The sequence below is a fragment of the Rhizobium sp. YTUHZ045 genome (assembly GCF_051124255.1).
In the GTDB taxonomy this organism is placed as follows: domain Bacteria; phylum Pseudomonadota; class Alphaproteobacteria; order Rhizobiales; family Rhizobiaceae; genus Rhizobium.
Genome location: NZ_CP101432.1, coordinates 2,828,108 through 2,854,258, shown reverse-complemented (window position 1 = coordinate 2,854,258; position 26,151 = coordinate 2,828,108). Strand labels below are relative to the sequence as shown.

29 protein-coding genes are annotated in these 26,151 nt (G+C 60.6%); 14 read left to right on the top strand and 15 right to left on the bottom strand.

All coding sequences use genetic code 11. The annotated features are described in order from the left end of the window. Positions 1-122: 122 nt before the first annotated feature. The 3 genes from NMA58_RS14390 to NMA58_RS14380 are packed head-to-tail and all read left to right on the top strand — an operon-like array spanning position 123 to position 2,643. Positions 123-746, top strand: a complete 624-nt coding sequence (locus tag NMA58_RS14390; protein WP_434710778.1) for a DUF1285 domain-containing protein — start codon at positions 123-125, stop codon at positions 744-746. Continuing rightward, a complete protein-coding gene (locus NMA58_RS14385) occupies positions 743-1,393 on the top strand; it encodes a CoA pyrophosphatase (RefSeq protein WP_097596961.1) in 651 nt (216 codons plus the stop codon). The genes NMA58_RS14390 and NMA58_RS14385 overlap by 4 nt, the downstream gene beginning before the upstream one ends. Next, positions 1,390-2,643, top strand: a complete 1,254-nt coding sequence (locus NMA58_RS14380; RefSeq protein ID WP_434710776.1) for a CCA tRNA nucleotidyltransferase — start codon at positions 1,390-1,392, stop codon at positions 2,641-2,643. The genes NMA58_RS14385 and NMA58_RS14380 overlap by 4 nt, the downstream gene beginning before the upstream one ends. A gap of 71 nt (positions 2,644-2,714) precedes the next feature. Here the strand turns inward: NMA58_RS14380 and NMA58_RS14375 are convergent, their stop codons facing one another. From NMA58_RS14375 to hemF, 3 genes are all read right to left on the bottom strand, one after another. After that, positions 2,715-2,900: a DUF1059 domain-containing protein gene (locus NMA58_RS14375; RefSeq protein WP_434713424.1), complete on the bottom strand. Its 186-nt coding sequence runs from the start codon at positions 2,898-2,900 to the stop codon at positions 2,715-2,717. Positions 2,901-3,013: 113 nt separating this feature from the next. After that, a complete protein-coding gene (locus tag NMA58_RS14370) occupies positions 3,014-3,277 on the bottom strand; it encodes a hypothetical protein (RefSeq protein ID WP_085778925.1) in 264 nt (87 codons plus the stop codon). Positions 3,278-3,379: 102 nt separating this feature from the next. Then, positions 3,380-4,291: an oxygen-dependent coproporphyrinogen oxidase gene (hemF, locus tag NMA58_RS14365; protein WP_434710773.1), complete on the bottom strand. Its 912-nt coding sequence runs from the start codon at positions 4,289-4,291 to the stop codon at positions 3,380-3,382. A 178-nt stretch (positions 4,292-4,469) separates the two neighbouring features. Between hemF and NMA58_RS14360 the strand changes: the two genes are divergently transcribed. Then, entirely contained in the window at positions 4,470-4,730 is a 261-nt protein-coding gene (locus NMA58_RS14360; protein WP_183704730.1) for a hypothetical protein, read from the top strand. A 3-nt stretch (positions 4,731-4,733) separates the two neighbouring features. On the opposite strand, the gene NMA58_RS14355 is transcribed toward NMA58_RS14360, so the two are convergent. Together NMA58_RS14355 and NMA58_RS14350 are read right to left on the bottom strand one after the other, a co-directional pair. Then, on the bottom strand, positions 4,734-6,380 hold the full coding sequence (locus NMA58_RS14355; RefSeq protein ID WP_434710771.1) for a Na/Pi cotransporter family protein: 1,647 nt from the start codon (positions 6,378-6,380) through the stop codon (positions 4,734-4,736). Between the two features lie 200 nt (positions 6,381-6,580). Further along, positions 6,581-7,042 carry a tRNA (cytidine(34)-2'-O)-methyltransferase gene (locus NMA58_RS14350; RefSeq protein ID WP_085778921.1) on the bottom strand — a complete coding sequence of 154 codons (462 nt, stop codon included), beginning with the start codon at positions 7,040-7,042 and terminating at the stop codon, positions 6,581-6,583. A 383-nt stretch (positions 7,043-7,425) separates the two neighbouring features. Here NMA58_RS14350 and NMA58_RS14345 point away from each other — a divergent pair, with 383 nt between their 5' ends. Then, entirely contained in the window at positions 7,426-9,282 is a 1,857-nt protein-coding gene (locus NMA58_RS14345) for an ABC transporter ATP-binding protein (protein WP_097597124.1), read from the top strand. 100 nt (positions 9,283-9,382) lie between these two features. On the opposite strand, the gene NMA58_RS14340 is transcribed toward NMA58_RS14345, so the two are convergent. Next, on the bottom strand, positions 9,383-9,613 hold the full coding sequence (locus NMA58_RS14340) for a CopG family transcriptional regulator (protein ID WP_085778920.1): 231 nt from the start codon (positions 9,611-9,613) through the stop codon (positions 9,383-9,385). Between the two features lie 161 nt (positions 9,614-9,774). Between NMA58_RS14340 and NMA58_RS14335 the strand changes: the two genes are divergently transcribed. Then, the gene (locus NMA58_RS14335) at positions 9,775-11,688 is read left to right on the top strand and encodes an ABC transporter ATP-binding protein (RefSeq protein WP_434710768.1); all 1,914 of its coding nucleotides are present in this window, start codon (positions 9,775-9,777) and stop codon (positions 11,686-11,688) included. Here the strand turns inward: NMA58_RS14335 and NMA58_RS14330 are convergent. Continuing rightward, the gene (locus tag NMA58_RS14330) at positions 11,644-12,576 is read right to left on the bottom strand and encodes an endonuclease/exonuclease/phosphatase family protein (RefSeq protein WP_434710766.1); all 933 of its coding nucleotides are present in this window, start codon (positions 12,574-12,576) and stop codon (positions 11,644-11,646) included. The genes NMA58_RS14335 and NMA58_RS14330 overlap by 45 nt on opposite strands. 286 nt (positions 12,577-12,862) lie before the next feature. On the opposite strand from NMA58_RS14330, the gene petA reads away from it, so the two are divergent. The 4 genes from petA to NMA58_RS14310 all read left to right on the top strand — a co-directional run bounded on the left by petA (position 12,863) and on the right by NMA58_RS14310 (position 16,304). Beyond that, entirely contained in the window at positions 12,863-13,441 is a 579-nt protein-coding gene (petA, locus tag NMA58_RS14325) for a ubiquinol-cytochrome c reductase iron-sulfur subunit (protein ID WP_011426278.1), read from the top strand. A 14-nt stretch (positions 13,442-13,455) separates the two neighbouring features. After that, on the top strand, positions 13,456-14,736 hold the full coding sequence (locus NMA58_RS14320) for a cytochrome b (RefSeq protein WP_085778917.1): 1,281 nt from the start codon (positions 13,456-13,458) through the stop codon (positions 14,734-14,736). Between the two features lie 25 nt (positions 14,737-14,761). After that, entirely contained in the window at positions 14,762-15,646 is an 885-nt protein-coding gene (locus tag NMA58_RS14315; protein ID WP_020921913.1) for a cytochrome c1, read from the top strand. Positions 15,647-15,761: 115 nt separating this feature from the next. Then, a complete protein-coding gene (locus NMA58_RS14310) occupies positions 15,762-16,304 on the top strand; it encodes an adenine phosphoribosyltransferase (protein ID WP_020921912.1) in 543 nt (180 codons plus the stop codon). Positions 16,305-16,322: 18 nt separating this feature from the next. Here NMA58_RS14310 and NMA58_RS14305 read toward each other — a convergent pair whose 3' ends face one another. Both NMA58_RS14305 and NMA58_RS14300 read right to left on the bottom strand, forming a co-directional pair. After that, complete coding sequence (locus NMA58_RS14305) at positions 16,323-16,790, bottom strand: MaoC family dehydratase (RefSeq protein ID WP_434710763.1); 468 nt, start codon at positions 16,788-16,790, stop codon at positions 16,323-16,325. Next, positions 16,787-17,278, bottom strand: a complete 492-nt coding sequence (locus NMA58_RS14300) for a MaoC family dehydratase (RefSeq protein ID WP_285191427.1) — start codon at positions 17,276-17,278, stop codon at positions 16,787-16,789. The genes NMA58_RS14305 and NMA58_RS14300 overlap by 4 nt, the downstream gene beginning before the upstream one ends. 191 nt (positions 17,279-17,469) lie before the next feature. On the opposite strand from NMA58_RS14300, the gene NMA58_RS14295 reads away from it, so the two are divergent. Further along, positions 17,470-18,543 carry a hypothetical protein gene (locus tag NMA58_RS14295; protein ID WP_434710761.1) on the top strand — a complete coding sequence of 358 codons (1,074 nt, stop codon included), beginning with the start codon at positions 17,470-17,472 and terminating at the stop codon, positions 18,541-18,543. Positions 18,544-18,559: 16 nt separating this feature from the next. Here the strand turns inward: NMA58_RS14295 and ychF are convergent, their stop codons facing one another. Then, positions 18,560-19,663 (bottom strand): redox-regulated ATPase YchF, encoded by a 1,104-nt coding sequence (ychF, locus tag NMA58_RS14290; RefSeq protein WP_434710759.1) that lies wholly within the window; start codon positions 19,661-19,663, stop codon positions 18,560-18,562. 154 nt (positions 19,664-19,817) lie between these two features. On the opposite strand from ychF, the gene NMA58_RS14285 reads away from it, so the two are divergent. The 3 genes from NMA58_RS14285 (at position 19,818) to clpS (ending at position 20,888) form a co-directional block, all read left to right on the top strand. Beyond that, on the top strand, positions 19,818-20,096 hold the full coding sequence (locus tag NMA58_RS14285; RefSeq protein WP_434710757.1) for an AbrB/MazE/SpoVT family DNA-binding domain-containing protein: 279 nt from the start codon (positions 19,818-19,820) through the stop codon (positions 20,094-20,096). After that, entirely contained in the window at positions 20,086-20,484 is a 399-nt protein-coding gene (locus tag NMA58_RS14280) for a type II toxin-antitoxin system VapC family toxin (protein ID WP_285191431.1), read from the top strand. Before NMA58_RS14285 ends, NMA58_RS14280 begins: the two co-directional genes overlap by 11 nt. A gap of 92 nt (positions 20,485-20,576) precedes the next feature. Then, positions 20,577-20,888 carry an ATP-dependent Clp protease adapter ClpS gene (gene clpS, locus NMA58_RS14275; protein ID WP_085780144.1) on the top strand — a complete coding sequence of 104 codons (312 nt, stop codon included), beginning with the start codon at positions 20,577-20,579 and terminating at the stop codon, positions 20,886-20,888. 9 nt (positions 20,889-20,897) lie between these two features. Here clpS and NMA58_RS14270 read toward each other — a convergent pair whose 3' ends face one another. The 5 genes from NMA58_RS14270 to NMA58_RS14250 form a co-directional block, all read right to left on the bottom strand. After that, complete coding sequence (locus NMA58_RS14270) at positions 20,898-21,359, bottom strand: GNAT family N-acetyltransferase (protein WP_434710754.1); 462 nt, start codon at positions 21,357-21,359, stop codon at positions 20,898-20,900. After that, complete coding sequence (gene pth, locus NMA58_RS14265) at positions 21,356-22,087, bottom strand: aminoacyl-tRNA hydrolase (protein WP_434710752.1); 732 nt, start codon at positions 22,085-22,087, stop codon at positions 21,356-21,358. The genes NMA58_RS14270 and pth overlap by 4 nt, the downstream gene beginning before the upstream one ends. 92 nt (positions 22,088-22,179) lie before the next feature. Beyond that, positions 22,180-22,893 (bottom strand): substrate-binding periplasmic protein, encoded by a 714-nt coding sequence (locus NMA58_RS14260; protein ID WP_221112147.1) that lies wholly within the window; start codon positions 22,891-22,893, stop codon positions 22,180-22,182. A 24-nt stretch (positions 22,894-22,917) separates the two neighbouring features. Further along, positions 22,918-25,269, bottom strand: a complete 2,352-nt coding sequence (locus NMA58_RS14255; RefSeq protein WP_434710750.1) for an EAL domain-containing protein — start codon at positions 25,267-25,269, stop codon at positions 22,918-22,920. A 234-nt stretch (positions 25,270-25,503) separates the two neighbouring features. Next, the gene (locus NMA58_RS14250) at positions 25,504-26,118 is read right to left on the bottom strand and encodes a 50S ribosomal protein L25/general stress protein Ctc (RefSeq protein WP_085778907.1); all 615 of its coding nucleotides are present in this window, start codon (positions 26,116-26,118) and stop codon (positions 25,504-25,506) included. Positions 26,119-26,151: the final 33 nt, after the last annotated feature.

The window sequence follows — 26,151 nt, the reverse complement described above, 5'->3', positions numbered from 1 at the left end:
TCGGCGGACTTATACATCTGCCTCATACTCGATAGAGTTATGGAGATGCGACGGGCTGACAAGTTCGTTACGAATGACTATCTCGTGACTTCACTTCGTTAAGGACAAACCGGGACGGAAGAATGGCAGCCGAAGAAATCAGCGGACAGGCGGATGCGGCGGGGCTTGCCGCGCTGATCTCGCGCGCCTCTGCTGAAAACAGCGGTAAAAAACGCGGGTTACCACCGGTCGAGCGGTGGAATCCGCCTTTCTGCGGTGATATCGACATGGAGATCAGGGCCGACGGCACCTGGTTCTACATGGGTACGCCGATCGGCCGGCCGGCGCTGGTGCGGCTGTTTTCGACGGTCCTGCGCAAAGAGGAGGACGAAAAGACTTACCTCGTAACTCCTGTGGAAAAGGTCGGGATCAGGGTCATCGACGCGCCGTTCATCGCTGTGGAGATGAGCGTGACTGTGCGCGAGGGTCGCCAGGTGCTCACATTCCGCACCAATGTCGGTGATGTCGTCGAGGCGGGTGGAGAGCATCGGCTGCGCTTTTCCATTGCGGGCGAGAATGCCGAACTGAAACCCTACCTGCATGTGCGCGGGCGGCTGGAGGCGCTGGTGTCACGCGCGGTGATGTATGAACTGGTCGCGCTCGGCGAGACGGTCGAAGTGGAAGGGCAGACGATGTTTGCAATCTGCTCCGCCGGCGAGGTCTTCCCCGTCATGCTGGCCGATGAATTGGATGCGCTTAGCCGATGAACGATGCGATCACCCAACGTTATCCGCTGTTTTCAGCAGCCGAATTCCGCCGCCGTGCGTTCAATCAGAATGGCGGGCCGGTGGACCATGCCTGGCGCGATCATGGCGACCATGTTCTCAATCCGGATATCGTGGAGGAGGTGGCGACCTTCAAGCTGCGCGACGCCGCCGTGCTCGTGCCTGTTATCGACGACGGCGAGGAAGCGCGTGTGATCTTCACCAAGCGCACGGCGACGCTGCGCAAACATTCCGGCCAGATCGCCTTTCCCGGCGGCTCGATCGATCCGGCCGATATCTCGCCCGAAATGGCGGCGATCCGCGAGACGGAGGAGGAGATCGGCTTGGCCGGTTCTTTCGTCGAAACGGTCGGTAGGTTGCCGAACTATCTCGCCTCGACCGGTTTCCGCATTACTCCCGTGCTCGGCGTCGTCGAGCGGGGTTTCGCGCTGAGGCTCAACCCGGCCGAGGTGGACGACGTGTTCGAGGTTCCGCTTTCCTTCCTGATGAACCCGGCCAATCACCGCCGCGATAGGCGCGTGATCGACGGCATCGACCGGCATTTCTACCGCATGCCCTATGAAACCCGGATGATTTGGGGCATCACCGCCGGCATCGTCCGTACACTCTATGAAAGGCTTTATGCATGACCGGCGTTGCCGACCAGGCATGGTTCCGCGATCCGGCTCTCGCCCGGGTCCTTGCGCTTCTCAATGCCGATAAGGGGGAAGGTCGAGTGGTCGGCGGTGCGGTGCGCAACAGCCTGATGGGCCTGCCGGTCAGCGATATCGACATCGCCACGACGTTGACGCCTGAGGTCGTCATGGAGCGGGCGGCGGCGGCCGGCATCAAGGCGGTGCCGACAGGACTGCAACACGGCACGGTGACGCTCGTCGTCGATGGCAAGCCTTTCGAGGTGACGACGCTGCGTACCGATGTGGAGACCGACGGGCGCCACGCCAAAGTTGCCTTCAGCACCGACTGGAAGGCCGATGCCGAACGCCGGGACCTGACAATCAACGCGCTCTATGCAGATGCCGAGGGCGAAGTGGTCGATCTCGTCGGCGGACTGGCCGATATTGAAACGCGCAACATCCGCTTTATCGGCGATGCGGCAAGGCGTATTGCCGAGGACCATCTGCGTATTCTGCGCTTCTTCCGTTTTTTTGCCTATTACGGCTCCGGGCGGCCCGATGCGGAGGGTCTGAGGGCCTGTGCGGCCGCGCGTTCGAAACTGAGGACGCTGTCGGCCGAACGCGTCTGGTCGGAGCTCAGAAAACTGCTCGGTGCTGCCGATCCCGGCCGGGCACTTCTCTGGATGCGGCAGGTGGCGGTGTTGACGGAAATTCTGCCGGAATCGGAACGTTGGGGGATCGATGCCATCCCTTCGCTTGTCGCCACCGAGAGGGCGCTCGGCTGGGCGCCTGATCCGCTGCTGCGCCTGATGGCGATCGTACCGCCCGATGCGGCGCGGCTGGAGGCGCTTGCGGCCCGGCTGAAACTCTCCAATGCGGAAGCGGCCACTCTCAAGGCCTGGGCGATGGCGGCGCCGGTCAACGATGAAATTTCGCCGGCTGCTTTCGAAAGGCTGCTTTACCGTAACGACCTCGACGGCATCGTGACCCGGTTGAAGCTTGCCCTTGCTGTTGCGCGTGGCAAGGCTGAGGGCGATCTAGCCGAGATGGCGCGTTCAGCGCGGCTCGGCAAGCTCATGGATCAGGCCGCGAACTGGAAGAAGCCGCAGTTTCCTCTGAATGGCGGCGACGTGCTCGCGGCGGGCGTCGCCTCCGGCCCTCGCGTCGGCGAACTGCTTGCGGTGCTGGAAAACCAGTGGGTGGAAGAAAATTTTGCGTCCGACCGAACGGCCCTGCTCGCCCGGCTGAAGGAAAGCGCGCAATAGCCGACATCGCGCCGCATCGGATGGATGCGGCGCAGCTTCAATGGTTGTTGCCAGGACTAGCTCACCGGCCGTCAGGCGGCGCTGGCTTCGTCACGGATGCGTGCCTTGATGTTATCAACCATGTTTTCGCGTATGATCGTTTCGCCGTGAGCAGTCTTCAAGTGCTCAACGGCGCGGCGAACCACTTCTGCGTCATTATCCGCCCGGGTGTGCCAGGCGCAGCCGGGAACGAGCGTGCCGCATTCGAACAGTCGCATGGTTTTCTCCTCTGTCTGGAACGCAACGGCCATCGCGCTTTCACGCGATTGATGAAATGTACGTGCGAAGAGAAGGTTCCGGCCGGCAGGAGGTGGCGACCGGACAAGGTGGTTCAGTCGGGCATCGCCCAGGCTTTGTAGGTCTCCGAGAGATGGCCGGGCGTGTTGCTGTTGGCTGCGTCCTTCTGCAGATCCTCCGGCGACTTTCCGCCGGCCAGTTGCAACTTGACCTGCTCGATGAAGCAGCACAGCGGCAGATCGGAGCCACTCTTAGCCCGCAGTTTCTCGGCAATGCGGACAAGGAACTCGGGTGTGTCGATGGCACGGAATGTTTCCTGGGCATCCGTGGACGCAGGCGAGCCGCTTTCTGTCGTCATGACAATCCTCCTCCGATTGTTACGCACGTACATATAAAGTTAGGACTCACTGAATTTTTATGAAGGTCCCTCAGCTCGAATAATCGATGAGATTTTACAGTCTCACGGCCATCGCACGACAGGCGGCAGCGACGAGAGAATGGATTCGACGTTGCCGCCGGTCTTCAGGCCGAAGATGGTGCCGCGATCATACAACAGATTGAATTCGACGTAACGGCCTCGGCGGATCAACTGTTCGTCACGATCGGCTTCCGTCCATAGCTTGTTGAAGTTGGAGCGAACGATTTTCGGATAGACCATGGCGAAAGCCCTGCCGACATCCCGCGTGAAGGCGAAATCGGCGTCCCAGCCGCCGGCTGCCTCGCTCGAATGCAGCCAGTCATAGAAGATGCCGCCGATGCCGCGGGGCTCATTGCGGTGCTTGAGGAAGAAGTAGTCGTCGCACCAAGCCTTGTAGGCGTCGTAATCGGCGACGGCGTGATTGCGGCAGGCGATCTCCATGGCCTTATGGAAGAGCTGGCTGTCCTCGTCCTCCTGGGTGCGGCGGCGCGACAGCACCGGCGTCAGGTCGGCCCCTCCGCCGAACCATCGGCTTGTCGTGACCACCATGCGGGTGTTCATATGGACAGCCGGAACGTTGGGGTTGACGGGATGGGCGATCAGAGAGATGCCCGAGGCCCAGAAACGCGGATCGTCCTTGGCGCCCGGAATCTGGGCCCGGAACTCCGGAGAGAATTCGCCATGGACCGTTGATGTATGGACACCGACCTTTTCAAAGACGCGGCCTTCCATCATCGACATGCGGCCACCGCCGCCGGCGCCGTTTTCACGCGACCAGTCTTTGGCGACGAAGCGGCCTGGTTCCTGATCGGACAGGGGGCCTTGCAATTCGTCTTCGAGAGCTTCGAAGGAGGCGCAGATCGTATCGCGCAGCGATTCAAACCACCTGCGCGCGGTCTCCTTCTTTTCCACTATATCGTCAGGCAAGCCGATCGGCAGTTCGGGTCTTTCCATGTCGCGCCTCCGCGGTCGGCATCCTGTGTGGGCACGACTCGCTCGATTCCTCGTTGCCCTCCCATCTAGCAGGCGGCGGCGCCCGCCGCCATGCCGACGCGGGTTCCGGTCGCCGCATTCAAGATTCGACTCGCAAATCAACTATTTCGATACTACCTTTTCCGGAGAGGTAGGTTTGATGGCAAAAATTCCAGGACCTCCGTCCTTCGACGGCCTGAAACGCAGAATGGCGAGACACCGGGCGGAAAATCCCTCCCGTAAGAAAGACCATTTCGTGCGGGAGACATATTGCCTCGGCCTGATTGATGCTCGCGCCAAGGCGCGTGAATGGTTCGACGAATATCCGAAAGCCGCCTATTGGACGGAAGTGGAAAGCTGGCGCCAGCTTGACGGTGACCGGATCGAATTCACCATGCGCCGCCTGCCTTCGGCGGACTGACCGTCACTCCGCGACGGCGCGCACTCGGCTTTCGATCAGAAGGCCGCTTTCGTCCAGGATCGGATGCGCCACCGAGACGATGTGGGCGTTGATCCTCTTCAGGTCGCGCAGCATATCGAGATGCAGCGAGCTTGTCTGCAGACTGTCGGCGCGTCCGTCGCGCAGGCGTTCCAGATGGTGTTCGGCCGACTGTTTCTCCATGCGCCGGACCTCCACCTTTGTCTCCATCATCTGACGCGCAAGATTGAAATCGCGAGTGACGAAGATCGTCTGGGCGACACGAAGATTGTCGATCGTCAGGTCGAACAGCTTGCGTAGTTCCTGATGACCATCGTCGGAAAATCTGAGCCCGAGGGAGATCTTCTTCCTCACCTGTTCCAGCAGGCCCTTTTCGATGATGTCGCCCATGTGTTCGAGGTTGATGGCATAGTCAATGACGACGATCGAGCGGCGGGCATTTTCGTCGCTGAGCCCCTCGCGGCCGAGCTTCGACAGATAGACCTTCACCGCCTGCTGCAGCTTGTCGACGCGCTCTTCGAGGGTCGCGATTTCGGAAAGCTTGGAAGAGTCATTGCCTTCCAAGGCCTCGGAGACCCGGATCAGCATGCGCTCGATGAGGTCGCCGATGCCCAGCACTTCGCGGGTGGCGCTGGTTAAAGCAATGACGGGCGTCGAAAGCTCATGCGCGTCCAGATATTTCGGCGCGGTGTCCGGCTCGGCCTGGTCCGGGACCAGCCGGGTCATCAGGGTGGCGAGCGGTCGGGAGAAGGGCCAGGCGAGTGCGGCGAGCAGAAGATTGAAGAGCAGATGCGCGTCGACGGGCAGTTTGGACGGGCCGAAGGGCAACATCTGAATGAGCTCCGCACCGTAGCCCGCAAGCGGCAGGGCGATGACGCAGCCGAGCGTGCGGACGGCGAGATTGCCGAGAGTGACGCGCCGCGCGGAGGCCGGGCCGGACAGCGTCGCGACGACAGGGGGTATTGCGCCGCCTAGATTGGCGCCGAGCACGAGCACGATGACCAGCTCGGCCGAGATCAGTCCGGCCGAGGCGAGCGACAGGATGAGCACCACCACCGCCAGGCTGGACGATGAGACGAAGGCGAGCGCTGCCGAGAAGAGGAGCGCCACGGGCAGAGCGCCGTCCAGCAGGCTGATGAAAGCGGCGAGAGCGGGTGAGGCGCGCATCGGCTCCGTCGCAAGGCTCAGGAGATTTAACGACAACAGCATCAGGCCGATTCCGATCAGCGCTGCGCCGCCGCCTTGCCGGGTGCTGGAGCGACCGCGGTAAAGCACGATGCCGCAGAGGATCAGGAGTGGAGAGAGCCATTCGATGCCAGTCGCGACGATCCATGCGGTGATCGCGGTACCGACATTGGCGCCGAGCAACACGATCTGGGCCATGCGCGGCTTGATCAGGTCACGTTCGACGAAGGAGGCGGTCATCAGCGCCGTTGCCGTCGAGCTCTGCAGCGCCACAGTCGCCACCAGCCCTGACAGGAATGAGCGAAGGCCGCCCCGCGTGCCAGTCGCCAGCCCGGTTCTCAGCCGGGCGCCGAAGGCCCTGGATACGCCGTCCTTAACCTGCGCGAGGCCGAACAGCAGCAGCGCCACGGCTCCGAACAGGTTGATCATGATGATCGTAGAATCCATCTTCTTATTTTAGTCTGCTTTCATTGGTTTGGAGGGGTATTGGCCTGAGGACTCATCTTCTCAAGCTATTGAAATTGTGCCAATCCTCCGATATTTTTGATTGCCCGGCTAATAGATATACTCCGGTTTGAAGGATTCACAATGTTCGATTTCCGACACTTCAGCAATGTATCAGACAATCTTTTCCAAGCCGGGGCTGATCAAGTCCAGCCGGTCTGCCGCATCGCCTCGCCGACGATCATGGCTGCCGAAATTGCGACATTGATCGAGCGCTGACCCTCGACCATCGGGATGAGGATACGGGCGTCAGCTCTTTCGTGCACGTGATCCGGCACACCGGCGCTTTCGCGGCCGAAAAGCAGCACATCGTCCGGCCGGAAGGCGAAGTCGGTATAGTGATCGGCAGCCTTGGTGGAGGCGAGGATCAGGCGCCGGTCGGTCGTGGCGCGCCAGGCCTCGAAGCGGTCCCAGTTGACGTGGCGGGTCAGCGCGGCGGCGGCGACATAATCCATGCCCGATCGTTTTAGGTTACGATGGGAGACGTCGAAGCCGGCGGGCTCGATCAGATCCACGGTGAAGCCGAGGCAGGCGGCAAGGCGCAGGATCGTGCCTGTATTGCCGGGAATGTCCGGCTGGTAGAGTGCGAGTCTGAGGTTCGTCATTCAGGCGCCGCCCGTTCGTTTCGACGCGGGAGGCCTAATACAACTGTGATTTCAGCGCAACAGGGCGCAGTTTGGCCCAGAAACATTCTATTCGCGCCAGTTCGGGCTGGAAATTTCGCAGTTTTCGCGTTATGCATGCACATCTTCGAACGCCAGCAGGGAGGGCCTCATGAATATTTTGCTCATTATGCGCTTTCCCGCCGTGATGCCGACCAAGGCTACATGGCGCCGCTAGAGCGGGCTTCCTTCTAAAACTTCCCTTTTGATCGATCGTGCGGCTGTTTCAGCCTCGCCCCTTGAACGTCCGGTTCCCATATGTGCTTGCATAGCGCCGGAATGGCGCGAAGCCGGGAGCCGGAATGCTGATGTTTCGGAGCAATTTCATGTTTGGCTGGTTCGAACAGCGACTCAATCCCTTTCCGAGCGAGGAGCCCGTCGCGCCCCCGAAAGGTCTCTTTGCCTTCTGCTGGCATTACAGCAAACCGGCAGCGCCGTGGCTCGGCCTGATGGCCCTACTGACGGCGTCGATTGCCGTTGGCGAAGTGGCGCTCTTCCAGTTCCTCGGCGATATCGTCGACTGGCTGACCAATGCCGACCGCGCCACCTTCCTGCAGACGGAAGGCCACAAGCTGTTCTGGATGGCGGCGCTGGTGCTGGTCGGCTTGCCGCTGGCCGCCGGGCTCGATTCCCTCATCATGCACCAGATGCTGCTCGGCAACTATCCGATGATGGCGCGCTGGCAGATGCACCGCTTCCTGCTGCGCCACAGCATGACATTCTTCGCCAATGAGTTTGCCGGGCGCGTCGCGACCAAGGTGATGCAGACATCCCTTGCCGTGCGCGAAACTGTCATGAAGATCCTCGACGTCTTCGTCTATGTCGTCAGCTATTTCCTGACGATGATCATCGTGATTGCCGCTGCCGACTGGCGGCTGATGATCCCGATCCTCATCTGGCTCGCCATCTATATCAGCATCGTGTCGTACTTCGTGCCGCGGCTTCGCAAGATCGCGGCCCAGCAGGCGGATGCGCGTTCGATGATGACGGGCCGCGTAGTCGACAGCTATACGAACATCGCCACCGTCAAGCTGTTCTCGCATGCGGGACGTGAGGAGATCTATGCCAAACAGGGCATGGACGAGTTCCTGCAGACCGTGCACAAGCAGATGCGCAAGGTGACGCTGTTCCATATCAGCGTCTACCTGAACAACTGCGTCGCGCTCTTCGTCGTCTCGGGCCTGTCGATCTGGTTTTGGCTGAATGGGGCGATCTCGGTCGGCGCGATCGCTATCGCCATCGGTCTTGCCATGCGCGTCAACGGCATGTCGCAATGGATCATGTGGGAAGTCTCGGCGCTATTCGAGAATATCGGCACCGTCTATGACGGCATGGAGATGATGAGCAAGCAGCACGACATCATCGACAAGCCGAATGCGCCTGACATGACGGCGAAGAAGGGGGCGATCCATTACGATCGCATCCGCTTCCACTATGGCCAGGGCAAGGGTGTCATCGACAATCTGTCGCTCGACATCAAGGCAGGTGAGAAAGTCGGTCTGGTCGGTCGTTCCGGCGCCGGCAAGACGACGCTGATGAACCTGCTCTTACGCTTCTACGATCTGGAAGCCGGCCGCATCACCATCGACGGGCAGGATATATCAGGCGTCTCGCAGGAGAGCCTGCGTTCGCTGATCGGCGTCGTGACACAGGATACGTCGCTGCTGCATCGCTCGATCCGCGACAACATCGCCTACGGCCGGCCGGAGGCGACTGACGCCGAGGTGATCGAAGCGGCCAAGCGGGCCAATGCCTGGGAGTTCATCGAAGGGCTCGTCGACATGCAGGGGCGCCAGGGGCTTGACGCGCAGGTCGGCGAACGCGGCGTCAAGCTCTCCGGCGGCCAGCGCCAGCGCATTGCGATCGCTCGCGTCTTCCTGAAGGATGCGCCGATCCTGGTGCTCGACGAGGCGACCTCGGCGCTCGATTCGGAAGTCGAAGCGGCGATCCAGGAAAACCTCTTCGCCCTGATGGAAGGCAAGACCGTGATCGCGATCGCCCACCGGCTTTCGACGCTGACGGAGATGGACCGGTTGATCGTGCTCGACAAGGGCCGGATCGTCGAGGCCGGTTCGCACGGCGAACTGATCGAAAGCGGCGGCATCTATGCCGACCTCTGGAACCGTCAGTCCGGCGGCTTCCTCTCCGATCACGCCGAGGAGGCGGAAGAGGCCGCGGAATAAAAATCGACCCTCCCGGCGTGAGCGGGAGGGCATTTTCGTGATTGCGATGATTTGACATCGCAAGGCGATTGTCGAAGACCGGCTGCGGTCGGGCGTGCTTTCAAAGACTGTCGGCCCAGTCGATCACGCGGTCCTGTTCGACGACAACGATGGTGTTGGCGGCTGCGATCGTGCGCAGTGCCACGATGCGGCGGCGTTCCTCGCTGTCGAGCCAGGCGGCGATAGCCTCGATGACGATCTCGTCGCGCGGCAGCGCCAGGTCGAGAGCCAGGGCATCCAACCTTTCTGCAAGCGGAAGCGGAATATGCGCATTGAGCATTTTCGTTTCCATGACCTTCTCTCCGGTGAAGCGCGATTCTAGCGTCTGATTGCGACGGGTTCGGGGGCAATCAATGGCGATGCCGCCGATGTTATCGTTTATTACCAAAATATTAGGTTGCGTCCGCTTTCCATTCCCTTTGCCGCTCCCCTCAATCCGCCTATATCGCTTCCATGTTTCTGCGACCCGTCTTCCGCCTGTTCGAAACCTGGATCGATCCGTTCCGTCCGCGCGACGACTTGCAGCCGCCACGCGCGCCGATCGGTTTCATCTGGTTCTACATCGGCCAGGCGAAGATGCCGTTCATCGCCATGCTCATTCTCGGCGGCACGTCGGCGGCAATCGAGGCTGCGCTCTTCTGGTTCGTCGGGCGCCTCGTCGATATTCTCGCTAGTATTACGCCGGGCGCCGGCTGGAGCGGTCTTATCGCGGCCCATGGCGGCGAGCTGTTCGGCATGCTCGCTCTCATCGGGCTCGTGCGCTTCGTCGTCGCCTTCCTGATTGCCCTCGTCGATCAGCAGGTGATCACGCCGGGCTTCTACAATCTAGCACGTTGGCAATCTTATCTCCACGTCTCAAGGCAATCATTGTCGTTCTTTCAGAGCGATTTCTCCGGGCGTATCGTCACCAAGGTCTGGTCTGCCGGCCAGGCAACCGGCGATCTCGTCACGTCTCTGATGGAAAGCGTCTGGTTTGTCGGCATTTATGCGGTAACGACGCTCGTGCTCGTCGCCAGGCTGGACTTTACACTCGCCGCCGTCGTGCTGTTCTGGCTTGGCGCCTTCAGCCTGCTTGCCCGCCACTTCGTCCCGCGGATCCGCCATCACTCCCGCGAAACGGCGGAGGCCGGGTCGATGCTGAACGGCCGGATGGTCGACTCCTACAGCAATATGCAGACGCTGAAGCTGTTCGCACGCGATGAAGAGAGCGATCGCTACATGCGCCAAGGTTTCGATATCTATCAGGACACGGTGCTGCGCTTCACGCGGTTCATCACTGGCGTGCGGGCCTCCATGGCCCTGCTCTCCGGCCTGATGATCGTGACGATGGCGGGCTTGAGCGTCGATCTCTGGCTGCGCGGCTTGATCACTTCCGGCGCGGTGGCATTTTCGCTGGCGCTGGTGCTCCGGCTGAATTTCCTGCTCGGCAGGTTGATGACGCAGTTCAACGGCATCATGCGCAATCTCGGCACCATCCAGAACTCCGCGGAACTGATTTCACAACCGCTCGGGCTCGTCGATCGGCCCGATGCGAAGAGCCTGGTGATCCGCCATCCCGGCATTTGCTTCGATAATGTCTCCTTTCGCTACGGCAAGGGTCAGCAGCCCGTCGTCGAGAATTTCTCCCTGACCATCCGCCCGGGCGAGAAGGTCGGGATCGTCGGGCGTTCGGGCGCCGGCAAATCAACACTGATGAACCTGCTGCTGCGTCTCTATGACATCCAGGATGGCCGTATCCTGGTCGATGGTCAGGATATATCGGCGGTGACACAGGAATCACTCAGGATGCAGATCGGCGTCGTCAGCCAGGATACGTCGCTGCTGCATCGTTCCGTGCGCGACAATATACTCTTCGGACGACCGGATGCTGGCGAGGGGCGGCTGATTGAGGCGGCCCGGCGCGCCGAAGCCTTCGACTTCATCGCCCGCCTGCAGGATCAGCAGGGCCGTAGAAGTTTCGATGCGCATGTCGGCGAACGCGGCGTCAAACTGTCGGGCGGGCAGCGGCAGCGCATTGCTATTGCACGGGTCATGCTGAAGGACGCGCCGATCCTGGTTCTCGATGAAGCGACGTCGGCGCTCGATTCCGAAGTGGAGGAAGCGATCCAGTCCAACCTCCATCGGATCATGGAGGGCAAGACGGTGCTCGCCATCGCCCATCGGCTGTCGACGATCGCCGCGCTCGATCGGCTGATTGTCGTCGACCTCGGCCGGATCATCGAGGAGGGCAGCCACGACGAGCTGCTTCGCCGCGGCGGGCTCTATGCCGAGCTTTGGGCTCGTCAATCCGGCGGCTTCCTCGCGCCCGACGAGGATGCAGGCTCACGGATCGAGGACGAATTCCGCCATGAGGCCAAAATGGTTTGATCCGAAATTGTTCTCGATGCGGCGGACCGATTTCAGCCGCAGGGGCGCTTTGCTGAAGACGTGATCGATCGAAATGCCGAAGGGGCCGGCGGCGATCGGCCATGTCGCAGGCTCCAGCGATGCTGTGCCCAAGCCCTGGCTGCGCATGAGATACTGCACATCCGGCGCCAGAATCGACGTATTGAAATCACCGGCAAGCACGAGCGGTCCCGGCAGCGAAGGGATAATCTCGGCGAGATCTTCGATTTCCAGGCCGTGGAATTCGTCATAATAGGGTTTGGTCAGGTGCGCGGCGAGGAAGTTGATCTTCTGGCCGGCGAAATCGATCGTCGAGATCGTCAGCCGGTTGCGCCACAGCAGGCCGAGGCTGCGGATGCGAGGCTCGATCAGCGGGCGCTTCGACAGGACGAGCGTATCGCATTGCTCCATGCCGACGCCGCAGCCGACGTAATAGGGGTAGGTTTTCAGCAGTCGCGGCAATTCGGACAATACCGGTTCGGCCTCGAGGATGTTGACGACATCGGCGCCCGAGCCGATCGCCATGTCGGCAATATCGGCGCCGTTTGCGAAATTGTCGTTCTCTATATTGAAGGACATTAGCTTGAAGAGAGCAGGGCGGCTCTCGTCTACCGCAGGCTCGACGAATTCACGCGTCATGACGATGCCATGGACGACGAGAACCATCGATGCGCCGAGTGTCAGCAACGCGTACCAATGCCGCTTAAAGAGGAGGGCTATGCCGGAGGCCACTGCTGCGGCCGCCGCCAGATGGATCTGGAAGCTGTAAAAAAGAGAAAGCAGATAGAAATCTTTGACATAGCGCAGCGAGATAATGGCGAGGACGAGCGTTGTGAGAACGCTCATTACGCAAAAGATCGTGTCTCTCATCCGCTCGGGTCCGGCTGGCTGGCATCGTTGCGGTTGCGCCTAACACGATGGCTTTTTTGTTGCAATGCAACATGCGGGCAAGCGGTTGTTTGCCGTAAAAAATTCATCTGAAATTTCCCGCGACATTGTGCCCTCATCCGCCTGTCAAGGCTGGACATAATTTGCGATCAAGCTTAGAACGCGCCGGATTGCCGGGGAATCTATGGCCGAAATGTGTCCAGATCGATTCGCCAGCAGAGGGGGCGGGGCGGAATTCCGCGATAACTGCGCAGAGGATGGTTAAGCCGTGAGCGAACACGTAACGACAAGCGAGGCTTCAGCAGAGCCCACTCGCCGTGATTTCCTTTATCTCACCACTGGTATGGCGGGCGCTGTCGGCGCCGTTGCTGTCGCATGGCCGTTCATCGACCAGATGCGTCCGGATGCGTCGACGCTGGCGCTTGCCTCCATCGAAGTCGATGTCGCGAGCCTCGAGCCCGGCATGTCACTGACGGTCAAGTGGCGCGGCAAGCCGATCTTCATCCGCAACCGCACGCCGGAGGAAGTGAAGGCGGCAGCCGATGTACCGCTGGCGGACCTCAAGGATCCGATCGCGCGCAACGCGAACCTTCCGCCTGAAGCGCAGGCAACCGGTGTTGACCGTTCGGGTGGCAAGGACAAGGAAAACTGGATCGTCATGATCGGCACGTGCACCCATCTCGGTTGCGTTCCGCTCGGTCAGGCCGGTGAGTACAATGGTTGGTTCTGTCCCTGCCATGGCTCGGTCTACGACACGGCCGGCCGCATTCGCAAAGGCCCTGCGCCGCAGAACCTGGCGATTCCGACCTTTTCATTTGTGTCCGATACCAAAATCAAGATCGGTTGAGGGGAGACTGATTTATGAGTGGCCATTCCAGCTACGAACCATCAACCGGCTTCGAAAAATGGGTCGATGCGCGCCTGCCGCTGCCGCGCATGGTCTATGACAGCTTCGTGGCATATCCGGTTCCCAGAAACCTGAACTATGCCTATACCTTCGGCGCGATGCTTTCCGTCATGCTGATCGTGCAGATCCTGACGGGTGTCGTGCTCGCCATGCACTACGCCGCCGACACGACGATCGCTTTCAACTCTGTTGAAAAGATCATGCGCGACGTCAACCACGGCTGGCTGCTGCGTTACCTGCATGCCAACGGCGCCTCCTTCTTCTTCGTCGCCGTCTATCTGCACATTGCCCGGGGCCTCTACTATGGCTCCTACAAGGCACCTCGCGAAATCCTCTGGATCCTCGGCGTGGTCATCTACCTGCTGATGATGGCGACGGGCTTCATGGGCTACGTGCTGCCCTGGGGGCAGATGTCCTTCTGGGGCGCGACCGTCATCACCGGCTTCTTCTCGGCCTTTCCGCTGGTCGGCGAATGGGTGCAGCAGTTCCTGCTCGGCGGCTTTGCCGTCGATCAGCCGACGCTGAACCGCTTCTTCTCGCTGCACTACCTGCTGCCTTTCATGATTGCAGGCGTCGTCGTCCTGCATATCTGGGCGCTGCATGTGACCGGCCAGACCAACCCGACTGGCGTCGAGGTCAAGACGAAGACCGACACCGTGCGTTTCACGCCCTATGCAACGATGAAGGATGCCCTCGGCGTCTCCGTCTTCCTGCTCGTTTACGCCTATTTCGTCTTCTACCTGCCGAACTTCCTCGGTCACGCCGATAACTATATCCCGGCCGATCCGTTGAAGACGCCCGCCCACATCGTTCCTGAATGGTACTTCCTGCCGTTCTACGCGATGCTGCGTTCGATCACCTTCAACATCGGCCCGATCGACTCCAAACTCGGCGGCGTGCTCGTGATGTTCGGCGCGATCATCGTGCTCTTCTTCCTGCCGTGGCTTGACACCTCGAAGGTCCGCTCGGCGGTCTACCGTCCCTGGTACAAGCTGTTCTTCTGGCTGTTCGTGCTCAACGCGATCATCCTAGGCTGGCTCGGTTCTCAGCCGGCGGAAGGCAGCTACGTCATCGTGTCGCAGATCTGCACGCTTCTCTACTTCGCCTTCTTCCTGGTCGCGATGCCAGTTCTGGGTCTGGTGGAAACGCCGCGCCGCATCCCAAACTCAATCACTGAAGCGGTGCTTGAAAAGCGCAACAAGACCACTGGCGCCGCCGCGGCGGCCAATGCGTAAGCGAGCGACGGAAGGGAATAGAACTATGAAAACGCTTGTTGCAAGCATTCTGCCGCTTGCCGTCGCCGCTCTCCTTGGCAGCGCCGCTTTCGCCGAGGAAGCGACGCCCGCGAATGGTGCAGCTCCCGCGCATCACGAGGAAGGCGCGACGCCGCACTATCCGCTAAAGGAGCCAAAGGAGCAGGAATGGAGCTTTGCCGGCCCCTTCGGCCACTACGACAAGGCTCAGCTCCAGCGCGGCCTCAAGGTCTACACGGAAGTCTGTTCTGCCTGCCATTCGATGAGCCTCGTGCCTTTCCGCACGCTCGACGAACTCGGTTATTCCGAGGCACAGGTGAAGGCATTCGCTGCCAATTACGAAGTTCAGGACGGGCCGGACTCGGCCGGCGAAATGTTCACCCGTAAGGCAGTCCCTTCGGATCATTTCCCATCGCCCTTCGCCAATGCTGAAGCCGCGGCTGCGTCCAATAACGGTGCGGCTCCGCCCGATTTTTCGTTGATCGCCAAGGCTCGTGAAGTCGAGCGCGGCTTCCCGCAATTCGTCTTCGACATCTTTACGCAGTATCAGGAAAGCGGCCCGGACTACATCTACTCGCTGCTGACCGGCTATGAAGAGCCGCCAGCCGGCTTCCAGGTGGCGCAGGGCGCGCATTATAACCCGTATTTCCATGCTGCCGCCGTTCTCGCTATGCCGAAGCCGCTTTCCGACGGCCAGGTAACGTATGACGACGGCGCGCCGGCGACCGTCGACCAATACGCCAAGGACGTTTCCGCCTTCCTGATGTGGGCCGCCGAACCGCATCTCGAGGAGCGCAAGCGCACCGGCTTCATGGTGATGGTGTTCCTGGCGATCTTTACCGTGCTGATCTACCTGACGAAGCGCTCGGTTTACGCCAACAAGGAACATTAAGCGTTCCGTGCCTGAATTCGAAAAGGCGGCTTGCGAGCCGCCTTTTTTGTTGGTTCCACCCTCGGCAATTGATAGGGTGCGGCCGATTTTATGCGCTCGCAGATACGGACGTTCCATGGGCAATACAATTTCGGAGCTCGCAGCCAGCATTCGCTCCATCCCCGACTATCCTAATCCCGGCATCATCTTCCGCGACATCACCACGCTGCTCGGCAACCCCCGTGCTTTCCGCCGGGCGGTCGACGAGTTGGTGCAACCCTACGCCGGCACGAAGGTCGACAAGATCGCCGGCATGGAGGCGCGCGGCTTCATCCTCGGCGGTGCGGTGGCGCATCAGCTTTCCTCGGGCTTCGTGCCGATCCGCAAGAAGGGCAAGTTGCCGCACGACACCGTGCGCATCGCCTACAGCCTGGAATATGGCGTCGATGAAATGGAGATGCATCGTGATGCGGTCCAGCCCGGCGAGAAGGTGATCCTGGTCGACGATCTCATCGCCACCGGCGGCACGGCCGTGGGCGCGACGCAGCTTCTGCGCCAGATCGGCGCGGAGGTGGTCGGCGCCTGCTTCGTCATCGACCTGCCCGACCTTGGCGGCCGCAGGAAGCTGGAAGAACTCGGCGTCGTCGTACACACGCTGGTCGAATTCTCCGGGCATTGAGCCCGTATTGCGGCGGCGTCAGTCGAATTCCAGCACACCGCTTTCAAAGCGCATGACGGGATCGCCGTTCTGATTGACGCCCTCGCAGAGGATGGTGTTGAGATGCCAGCCCGGCCGTGATGCCAGCAGTCGGCTGGAGAGCAGGGCGACGGAATAGGTCACGGCGTCACCCGCAAAGACCGGCCGCAGCCATTGCAGCTTCTGAAAGCCGGGTGAGGGGCCGAGGTTCGGCGCCGTCAGGCCCTGCTCGGCGAGTGCGACGCGCTGCCTTTCCCAGAAGGCGAGGAAGGTTCGCATCCAGGCGGCCGTGGTGTGCCAGCCCGAGGCGCAAAGCCCGCCGAAGAGCGTGTCTTTCGCGGCTTCCTTGTCGACGTGAAAACGCTGCGGATCGTGGCGGGTTGCGAAGCGGATGATGTTTTCCTCGGTGAAGGTGTAGGTGCCGATCTCGGCTTTCTGACCGACGGCGTAAAGCTCGGACATTCTCATGCTGACGGCTCCGAGCTCACGTTGGCATCCTCCGGAGTGGGGCGCATGCGGATCATCACGGAATTCTCCGAGAGGCAGACGAGTTCGCCGCGCTGGTTTTCCACCGCGTGGCGGAATTTGACGATGCCCATGCCGGGGCGCGAGCGCATCGGCCGGGCTTCGAGAACGGTCGAATGGCCCTGCAGCGTATCGCCTGCAAGCACCGGCTTTCGCCATTCCATCAGATCGATGCCCGGCGCACCCTCGCAAAGCGCGTCCAGCACGTAGCTGTCTGCCATCATGCGCATGAGCATTGCGGAGGTATGCCAGCCGGAGGCGGCAAGCCCGCCGAGGATGCTGGCGCGACCGGCGGCTTCGTCGAGATGCATCGGCTGCGGGTCGAATTCGCTGGCGAACTCGATGATTTCCTCGGTGAGCACCAGTTTCGGGCCGAGGGCGAAACGGCGGCCGGGTTCAAAATCCTCGAAAGACAGCTTTTCTGCCGGCATTCTCTCCTCCGCCATATCAAGCGCCTAGAACAGGATGTTTTTAGGCCGGTCGGCCTAAATCTGAATTCTGTTCTACATTAAAGAGTTAGAGCATGATGTCGTCCGAAAACCGCTTACACTTTTCGGCATCATGCTCTAGTGCTTACAATAGCATCTGCGCGGGCTCAATGATTCCCGGGAGATAAACCGGTATGACGGAACTGAGGTCGATACTAGACGAGGCGGCGCGCCAGGGGCTGATTTCGTCGGAAGCGGGCGGGCGGCTTCTGCCATTTCTGACCGAGCGTGGCGTGTCTGTTGTTGAGACGCAGAAGGCAGTCGCAGCCGAGGAGCGGGCCTGGTCGGACACCGAGACGCCGCGCTTCGTGCGCGGCTTTCACGACGTGCTGATCACCATCGGCGTTATCGTCGCGCTCGTCGGCCTCTGGGGCTTGGCGCCGCTTTACGCCGTGCCGGTCGCCATCATCGTGCTTTCGGAAATCCTGGTGCGCCGCCAGCGGCTCGCCTTGCCGGCTGTCAGCCTGACAATCGCGCTGTTCTGCTGGACATTTTTGCTGATGTCCCGCGTCTTCACGCCATGGACCTCCGAAATCGGGGCGGATCTGACGCAGTTCGTCGGCGGCTTTCCGATCCTGCTCGGCGTCTATTATGCCCGCTATCGCGTGCCCCTGTCGCTGGCGCTCACTATCATGTCGACGCTTGCCTTGGTGCTCACGCTGCTTTTGCGTCTGGTGCAATGGCTAAGCGGCAATCCCGCGTTTTTCGTCGATCATCTTGGCGTGTTGGCCGCGATCGCTTTCGTCTGTGCGCTCGGCCTGTTCGCGACGGCGCTATATTTTGATCTCGGCGACCGGCTGCGCCGGACGACCCGTTCGGATATCGCCTTCTGGCTGCATCTCGGTGCGGCGCCGGCGCTGCTCTACAGTGCCGTCTCCCTACTGTCGTTCGGGGAAGCCGGCCGTATCTTCGACCTGGCGAACATGTCGGCCCGGACTCCCGTGGTCGTCGCGACCGTGGCGGCGCTGATGCTGATCGGCCTGGTCATCGATCGTCGCGCCTTCGTCACGTCGGGGCTGCTGTCTCTCGGCGTTGCGATCTTCAGCGTCGTCCGCAGGGGAAATGCGACCGTCGATACCTACATCTTCACGACGCTGATCGTTGTCGGCGCGATCGTGCTCGTTATCGGAACGGGTTGGATGCCGCTTCGGCGGCTGGTGCTCAGGGCACTGCCGCCGGCAATCGCAAACAGGCTGCCGCCGGGTTGAGGCGGCAGCGATTTTATCAGGTATTGAAACGGAAGTGGATGACGTCGCCGTCCTGGACGACGTATTCCTTGCCTTCGTCGCGCGCCTTGCCGGCATCCTTGGCGCCAACTTCGCCGTTGTACTTGATGTAATCGTCGTAGGCGATGGTGTTGGCACGGATGAAGCCGCGTTCGAAATCCGAGTGGATGACGCCGGCGGCCTGCGGCGCCTTGGTGCCGCGCTCGATCGTCCAAGCGCGCGTTTCCTTCGGGCCGACGGTGAAATAGGTGATGAGGTCGAGCAGCTTGTAGCCGGCGCGGATCAGCCGGTCGAGGCCCGCCTCGTCAAGGCCGAGGGCAGAGAGGAATTCCTTGGCTTCCTCTTCGGCAAGCTGGGCGACCTCAGCTTCGATCGCCGCCGAGATAATGACGGTTTCGGCGCCCTGCTCCTTCGCCATGGCGGCGACGGCGGCGGTGAATTCGTTGCCGGTCGAGGCATCGCTTTCGGCGACGTTGCAGACGTAGAGCACCGGATGCGAGGTGAGGAGGTTGAGGCCCTTGAGGATAGCGATCTCCTCGGCATCGAGCTTCGACAGCAGCGTGCGCACCGGCTTGCCTTCGTTGAGCAGCTTCAGCGAGGCTTCCATAATCGGCAGCATCGCCATCGACTCCTTGTCCTTGCCGGTGGCGCGCTTGCGCGTCTGCTCAGTGCGACGCTCCAGGCTCTCGAGATCGGCGAGCATCAGCTCGGTCTCGATCGTCTCGGCATCGGCGACGGGATTGATGCGGCCCTCGACATGGGTGATGTCGCTGTCTTCGAAGCAGCGCAGCACATGCACGATCGCATCGACTTCGCGGATATTGGCGAGGAACTGGTTGCCGAGGCCTTCACCCTTCGACGCACCGCGCACCAGGCCGGCGATATCGACGAAAGAAATGCGGGTGGGGATCAGTTCCTTGGATTTGGCGACGTCGGCGAGCTTGCGCATGCGCGGATCGGGCACGGCGACTTCGCCGGTGTTCGGCTCGATGGTGCAGAAGGGGTAGTTGGCCGCCTGTGCAGCCGCCGTCTTGGTGAGCGCATTGAAGAGGGTCGATTTGCCGACGTTCGGCAGACCGACGATGCCGCATTTGAAGCCCATGGCTTGATCCATATCTATTGGTAACTTTGCCCTGCCTATGCGGGAATGGTCGGCTCGGGTCAAGAGTTCGCGGCATGAATTGAAAAAGCAAGGCCGGCCGGCTTGAAGGTAAGGCGGTTTAGCCTTACCTTTTGGCGAAAAGGATACGGCTGACATGGCAACCCTGACAGTGACGGCAAAAGGACAGGTCACCTTGAGAAAAGAAGTGCTTCGGCACCTCGGGATCAGGCCCGGCGATAAAATCGACGTTGATCTCCTGCCTGGTGGCAAGCTTGAGGTCGTTGCGGTCAAAACGCAGCCGGCCAGCGGTTCCATCGAGAATTTCTTCGGAAGTCTCGAGAACAAGGGCAATATTCATGCGACGCTCAAGGAGATCGATGAGGCCATAAAGGAGGGCTGGGCTGGCGAGGTCGGCATCGCTGATGATCGTTGATACGAATGTGCTCGTGCGGGCGGCCGTGGATGACGATCCGAAGCAAACGGAACAAGCAAGGATATTGATGCGCGAAGCTGAGCGGCTGTTCGTCTCCAACCTGACGTTCTGCGAGTTCGTCTGGGTCGTCGGCCGGATTTATCGTAAAAGCGCCTCCGAGATCGCTGCGACCATCCGGCTGCTGATAGCCGACAGGAAGATCGTCTACGACAGAGCAGCTGTCGAGGCTGGATTGTCCTTCCTCGATGCCGGCGGTGATTTCGCCGATGGCGTCATTGTCTTCGAAGGCCGCAGGCTTGGCGGGGAAGTATTCGCGACCTTCGACAGGAAGGCTGCTGCCATCGTCGAAAGCGCCGGGCGAGCCTGCCTGCTGCTCTCGTCGGAGTGATATTCCGTCATTGAACTGCCGTGCTGACGATGCAATATAGTCCGGCGGATGTTTCTTCCGCCTTTTCATGTCATCAACGGGTGGATTTTCCGATGACTGACAATGACGTTGCCCTGAAACCGAAGACCAAGGTGAAGCCGAAGCTGGACAAGCCGAAGCTCTACAAGGTCATTCTCGTCAACGACGATTACACGCCGCGCGAATTCGTCATTGTGATCCTGAAGGTCGTCTTCCGTATGAGCGAGGAGACGGGTTACCGAGTGATGATGACGGCGCACAAGCTCGGCTCCTGCGTGGTCGTGGTCTGCGCCAAGGACATTGCCGAGACCAAGGCCAAGGAGGGTATCGACCTTGCCAAAGAGATGGGTTTCCCGCTGATGTTCACCACAGAGCCCGAGGAATAGCCTTTCAGCTCACGGCCGGCGGATCTGATAGCCGGTCTTGTCCTGCAGGAAGCCACAATTTTCGTAGAACCGCAGCGTCGCCGGGTTCTTCGAGCCGGTGAGCAACATCACCTTATAGCAGCCGGCCTTCCAGGCCTCATTCACCGCATGGCCGACGACGGCGCCTGCATAGCCGCGCCGGCGGTGCTCGGCGTGGGTGACGACGTTTTCGATCAGCGCATAAGAGGCGCCGCCGCGCGTCAAGTTCGGCACGATGATCAGCGTGACGGTGGCGGCGGCGTGAGGGCCGGCAAAGCCGATGAATACAGTCATGCCGGGCTGAGCGAGAATGGCGGAAAAGCGCTCCTCGGCCATGGTCCCGTCGAGAATGGGATCGGTCGGATTCAGATGCCGGTAGAGGACGGTCAACCCATTGAGATCGTCGGGAGCGGCACTGCGGATGGTAAAATCCCGGTCTGGCAGCGGCCTCATTCCCCCTTGTTGCCGAACATCTTTTTCAGCATCTCTGCCATCGGGCCGCTGGTCGGCAGCTTCGGCTGATTGCTGTTGCGGGCCTGGCGGATATGCGACTGGCCTGCCGGCTTCTTGTCGCTATCCTTGCTTTCCTTTCGCGGCTTCTCTTCCTCGGCCATGCCACCCACCGCCAGGGCGATCTTGTTCATCAGCTGTGAATCCTCGTTTCGCACCAGCATGTCGGCATTGTCGGCCAGCGTTTCGAGAAGCGGCTCCAGCCACGCCCTGTCGGCCTTGGCGAAATCGCCGAGCACGTGGTTCTGCACCATCTCCTTGACGCCGGGATGGCCGATGCCGAGGCGCAGCCGCCGGTATTCCTTGCCGCAATGGGCGTCCAACGATTTGATGCCGTTGTGACCGCCATGGCCGCCGCCGGTCTTCAGTCGCGCCTTGCCAGGGGGCAGGTCGAGTTCGTCATAGATCGCGACGAGCTCGGCGGGCTGGAGCTTGTAGAAGCGCATCGCCTCGCCGACGGCCTCGCCGGAGAGGTTCATGTAGGTCTGCGGCTTGATCAGCAGGACCTTGTCGCCGCCAAGTTCTCCCTCCGCAATTTCGGCCTTGAACTTCTTCGACCAGGGCGAGAAGCTGTGGCGCCGATGGATGGCGTCGACGGCCATGAAGCCGATATTGTGGCGGTTGCCGGCGTATTTGCCGCCGGGATTGCCGAGACCCGCGATGATCAGCATGGCCTGTCGTCCTCGCTTAAGCTTTTCCGACGTTCACCACCCGGAAACGGGAGCAAAGTCAAGCGGAAAGGGCAGTGGCGAACCGGGCGGTATCAGTCCGACAGGTTCATACCGTATTTCTGGAAGATCTGCTTCTGGTCGCCATCGGCAATCAGCTTGTTGAGAGCAGCCTGCATCTTGGCGAGCAGATCGTCGGGAAAGCTCTTCTCGCAGGCGATACCCATGGGCTGGGAGGAGAGCACGGTTACGATCTCCACCGGCTGATCGGCCTTCAGCTTTTCGAAATAGAGTTCGGAGATCGGCATCATGTCGATGCGACCGCTGAGCAGCTTGCGCAGCGTGGCGTTGAAGTCACTGGCGACGTCCAGCTTGGTGAAACCCTTCTCCTTCAGGATTGTCTCGGTGTAGTCCTCGCGCTGGGTGCCGATCGTATATTTCTTTGCTTCGTCGAGATTGCTGGCGGTGACGCCCGAACCCTTGCGGGTGATCAGGATGTTTCGGTCGATGAGCAGCGGCTCGACCCATTTGAACAGCGGATCGCGCGCGCTATTGTGGGCGGTGGCGAAAACACATGTCATCGGCGCAGTGCGGGCAAGGCCGAAAGCACGCGCCCAAGGCATGACTTCGATCGTATAGTCGACGCCGATCGCGGCCATCACCTTTTCGACCTGCTCGACCGTCGCGCCTTTGATCTCTTTGCCTTCGCGATAGTTAAAGGGGGCGTAATCCTCGGTCGTGAAAGCAACCGTCTGTCCGTGGGCGGCGCAAGGCAGCGCCAGCCATGCGAGAAGCAGGAGCTTTTTCATCGTGTCGTCTCCTTCGTTCTTCGTTTACGAGGCGCGTGCGACGGCTGATTGCGGGGCCATCAGTTCCTCAATGAGTGCGGCTGCGTGCTGTGGACGATGGAAGAGATAGCCCTGGCCATAGTCCAGACCCATCTGGTGAAGCGTGCGGCATTCCTCTTCCGTCTCGATGCCCTCGGCGATGACGGTGCAGTTCATCTTGTGGGACAAGGTGGTGATGCCTTCGATCAGCATGCGGCTCTTCTGTCGCACGTCGTCATCGCTGTCGTTTATCGCGCGGGTGAAGGACTGGTCGATCTTGATGATATCGACAGGGAAACGGTTGAGGTAGCTGAGCGACGAGTAGCCGGTGCCGAAATCGTCGAGCGCGATGCGGCAGCCGAAGCGGCGAAGCTCGGTGACGATCATGCGAATCTGCGGGTTGTCGTGCATCAGCACGGCTTCCGTGATCTCGACCACGATGCGCTCGGGGCAGATGCCGTGGCGACCGACGATCGCGGCTAGACGGGCCGGCAGTGCCGGCTCGAACTGCAGCGGCGAGAAGTTGATGGCTAGGTAGGTATCCTGCATCCCCGATATGCGAGAGATTTTCGCGAGATTGGAAATCGCCTTTTCCATGATGACGTTGCCGACGCGGACGATCTTGCCCGTCTCTTCGGCGACGCTGATAATTTCGGCCGGCGGCATCAGACCTTTCTGCGGATGATTAAGGCGCATCAGTGCCTCGAAACCGGCAATGCCGCGGCCGTTGAGATTGACGATCGGCTGCAGGAAGGCTTCAAACCAATTGTCGACGAGGCCGGCTTCGATATTGGCCTCGATTTCGGCGCGGCTGCGGGCGCGGTCGAGCATGGCTTTGTCGAAGAGCTGTGCGCCGTTCTTGCCGTCCCGTTTCTTGGCATACATCGCCATGTCGGATTTCTGCAGCAGCTCGGCCGCGGTCGCGGCGTGATGTGGGTAGATGGCGATGCCGATGGACGCGCTCAGATGCATGTCCGGGGCAAATGGCGTTTCGAAGATTGAGGCGATCTGCTCGCACATCGCCTTTGCGCGCGCTTCGGCGTCCTTCGCAGGCAGGAGGATGGCGAACTCGTCGCCGCCGAGACGGGCCGCCTCGTCGGAGGGGTCAAGATGGGTCTTCAGGCGCTCGACGAGCTCGATCAGCGCGGTGTCGCCGGCGGCATGGCCCATATTGTCGTTGATCCACTTGAAGCGGTCGAGATCGACGAAGAGGCAGGCGAGTTCCTGGCCGGCGGCGTCTGCGGCAGCGATCTTGTTATCAAGCACCGCCTCGAAGCCCTGGCGGTTGAGAAGCCCGGTCAGATGGTCGGTGATTGCCTGGCGATGGTTGCGGTCCTCCGAAGCCTTGAGCTCGGTCACATCCGTCATGACGGACAGCGAGAGGCGATCGTGAGCGCCGGCGGCCGCTTCCGATTCCATGATAAGGACGTCCATGGTGCGGCCGTCGCGGCAGACGAATTTGACGGTGACCGTCATGCCGTTTTCAGCGTAGCGGCGCTTGACGAATTTATTGCGGCTGTTCGGCGTGACCAGATCTGCAAAATTGCGGCCAATGACGTCGGCGCGACTATAACCGGTGGCGAGCAGCCAATAGTCGCTGACGGCAGTGATGCGGTCTTCCTCATCGAGCGAGAAGAGCATGGCGGGCGTCAGATTGTAGATGTCGGTGGCGCGGCGATGGGCGAGCTTCAGCTCCTTCTCCTCGCTTTCCAGCTTGGTTTGCATCTCGTTGAAGCTGTGGGCAAGCCGTCCCATCTCGTCGTTCGACTGCCAGTCGACATGATGGCGCGAGCCGAGCTGCCGGGTGGCCTCGATTGCCGCCGTCAGACGCATCAGCGGCTGGATGACGAAGAACCGGTTGCCGATCAACGCTGTGCCGAAAACGGTCAGAACCGCGAAGATGAAGATCGAAATGAAGACGACCTCTTCCTGCTTCAGACCGGAAAACAGCCCGAGGGCGGGATAATAGACGCTGATGCTGCCGAGGTTCTTCGGACCGTCGACGGTGTTGTAGATGATGGCGCGCGACACCTGCACGAGCTTGCCGTCAAAGGAACGCGGAATGGTGGATTGGCTGACGTCGAGCTGACCCGACTGATCCCGCACCTCGACCTTGACGATGGCGCCCTGGGAAACGACCGTCGCGCTGATCTGGGTGACGCTTTCCTCATCGAGGTCCCAGAGCGGTTTTGCCAGGGCTTGAGCATTGGCGACAAGAAGAACAGAGATATGGTCGCGTATTTCTTTATCGGCGCGTTCCGAGGAAAGAAAAAGGAAAAGAACAAAAAGCGGAGCGACAAAAACAAGCAGCGCTCCGCAAACAATCCCAAAAAACCTGTTCTCAACGGAATTGTTCATGGTTCCGTCTACTCCCCCAGGCCGGCATATTTGCTGTCGCGCGTTCAGGCCGGCTTCTTCGCAGCTGACGGCCCATGCTTTCATGAATATGTTAAATGTTGCTGAAACGGAGGCTTGGCAGGCAATGAAAAGCCCGCCTTCCCCGTTAACTGGTTCTCGAAAGTTGGATGGCGACTTTCGGGAGCCACTTCACCGGGGAAGGCGGGCCATATGCTTTGCAATTGGTCGAAGCGATCAGGCTTCGGCTTCGCCTTCAGCTTCCGCGGCGCTCTCGTCGACGCCGGCAGCCGGAGCGACGATGGTCGCGACCGTGAAGTCGCGGTCGATGACCGGGCTGACGCCCTTCGGCAGGGTGACTTCCGAAATATGGATGCTGTCGCCGATCTTCTTGCCGCTGAGGTCGATGTTGAAGAATTCCGGGATCGCATCGGCCGGGCAGTGAACTTCAACTGCGTGGCGGACGATGTTCAGAACGCCGCCGACCTTGAGGCCCGGAGACTTCGCTTCATTGATGAAGTGAACCGGGATTTCGACGGTCACCTGTGTGTTGCCGGAGACGCGCAGAAAATCGACATGCAGCGTGAAGTCGCGGACCGGATCGAGCTGGTAGTCCTTCGGCAGAACCTTGTACTTCTTGCCGTCGACTTCGATGGTCGCCACGGTGGTCATGAAGCCACCGGCGTGAATGCGCTTCGTCACCTCATTGGTGTTGAGAGCGATGGCAATGGGGGCCTGCTTGTCACCATAGATGACAGCGGGAATCAAACCGTTGCGGCGAAGTTCACGGGCGGACCCCTTACCAACCCGTTCGCGCGCCTCGGCCTTGAGCTCGTAAGTTTCCTGGCTCATGGCTATTCCTTTCGAGGTTATTTGGAGAGTTCG

Coding starts and splice junctions, on each gene's coding strand:
- NMA58_RS14390 (WP_434710778.1), top strand. CDS start 123: ATGGCAGCCGAAGAAATCAGCGGACAGGCGGATGCGGCGGGGCTTGCC.
- NMA58_RS14385 (WP_097596961.1), top strand. CDS start 743: ATGAACGATGCGATCACCCAACGTTATCCGCTGTTTTCAGCAGCCGAA.
- NMA58_RS14380 (WP_434710776.1), top strand. CDS start 1,390: ATGACCGGCGTTGCCGACCAGGCATGGTTCCGCGATCCGGCTCTCGCC.
- NMA58_RS14375 (WP_434713424.1), bottom strand. CDS start 2,900: ATGCGACTGTTCGAATGCGGCACGCTCGTTCCCGGCTGCGCCTGGCAC.
- NMA58_RS14370 (WP_085778925.1), bottom strand. CDS start 3,277: ATGACGACAGAAAGCGGCTCGCCTGCGTCCACGGATGCCCAGGAAACA.
- hemF (WP_434710773.1), bottom strand. CDS start 4,291: ATGGAAAGACCCGAACTGCCGATCGGCTTGCCTGACGATATAGTGGAA.
- NMA58_RS14360 (WP_183704730.1), top strand. CDS start 4,470: ATGGCAAAAATTCCAGGACCTCCGTCCTTCGACGGCCTGAAACGCAGA.
- NMA58_RS14355 (WP_434710771.1), bottom strand. CDS start 6,380: ATGGATTCTACGATCATCATGATCAACCTGTTCGGAGCCGTGGCGCTG.
- NMA58_RS14350 (WP_085778921.1), bottom strand. CDS start 7,042: ATGACGAACCTCAGACTCGCACTCTACCAGCCGGACATTCCCGGCAAT.
- NMA58_RS14345 (WP_097597124.1), top strand. CDS start 7,426: ATGTTTGGCTGGTTCGAACAGCGACTCAATCCCTTTCCGAGCGAGGAG.
- NMA58_RS14340 (WP_085778920.1), bottom strand. CDS start 9,613: ATGGAAACGAAAATGCTCAATGCGCATATTCCGCTTCCGCTTGCAGAA.
- NMA58_RS14335 (WP_434710768.1), top strand. CDS start 9,775: ATGTTTCTGCGACCCGTCTTCCGCCTGTTCGAAACCTGGATCGATCCG.
- NMA58_RS14330 (WP_434710766.1), bottom strand. CDS start 12,576: ATGAGAGACACGATCTTTTGCGTAATGAGCGTTCTCACAACGCTCGTC.
- NMA58_RS14320 (WP_085778917.1), top strand. CDS start 13,456: ATGAGTGGCCATTCCAGCTACGAACCATCAACCGGCTTCGAAAAATGG.
- NMA58_RS14315 (WP_020921913.1), top strand. CDS start 14,762: ATGAAAACGCTTGTTGCAAGCATTCTGCCGCTTGCCGTCGCCGCTCTC.
- NMA58_RS14310 (WP_020921912.1), top strand. CDS start 15,762: ATGGGCAATACAATTTCGGAGCTCGCAGCCAGCATTCGCTCCATCCCC.
- NMA58_RS14305 (WP_434710763.1), bottom strand. CDS start 16,790: ATGAGAATGTCCGAGCTTTACGCCGTCGGTCAGAAAGCCGAGATCGGC.
- NMA58_RS14300 (WP_285191427.1), bottom strand. CDS start 17,278: ATGCCGGCAGAAAAGCTGTCTTTCGAGGATTTTGAACCCGGCCGCCGT.
- NMA58_RS14295 (WP_434710761.1), top strand. CDS start 17,470: ATGACGGAACTGAGGTCGATACTAGACGAGGCGGCGCGCCAGGGGCTG.
- ychF (WP_434710759.1), bottom strand. CDS start 19,663: ATGGGCTTCAAATGCGGCATCGTCGGTCTGCCGAACGTCGGCAAATCG.
- NMA58_RS14285 (WP_434710757.1), top strand. CDS start 19,818: ATGGCAACCCTGACAGTGACGGCAAAAGGACAGGTCACCTTGAGAAAA.
- NMA58_RS14280 (WP_285191431.1), top strand. CDS start 20,086: ATGATCGTTGATACGAATGTGCTCGTGCGGGCGGCCGTGGATGACGAT.
- clpS (WP_085780144.1), top strand. CDS start 20,577: ATGACTGACAATGACGTTGCCCTGAAACCGAAGACCAAGGTGAAGCCG.
- NMA58_RS14270 (WP_434710754.1), bottom strand. CDS start 21,359: ATGAGGCCGCTGCCAGACCGGGATTTTACCATCCGCAGTGCCGCTCCC.
- pth (WP_434710752.1), bottom strand. CDS start 22,087: ATGCTGATCATCGCGGGTCTCGGCAATCCCGGCGGCAAATACGCCGGC.
- NMA58_RS14260 (WP_221112147.1), bottom strand. CDS start 22,893: ATGAAAAAGCTCCTGCTTCTCGCATGGCTGGCGCTGCCTTGCGCCGCC.
- NMA58_RS14255 (WP_434710750.1), bottom strand. CDS start 25,269: ATGAACAATTCCGTTGAGAACAGGTTTTTTGGGATTGTTTGCGGAGCG.
- NMA58_RS14250 (WP_085778907.1), bottom strand. CDS start 26,118: ATGAGCCAGGAAACTTACGAGCTCAAGGCCGAGGCGCGCGAACGGGTT.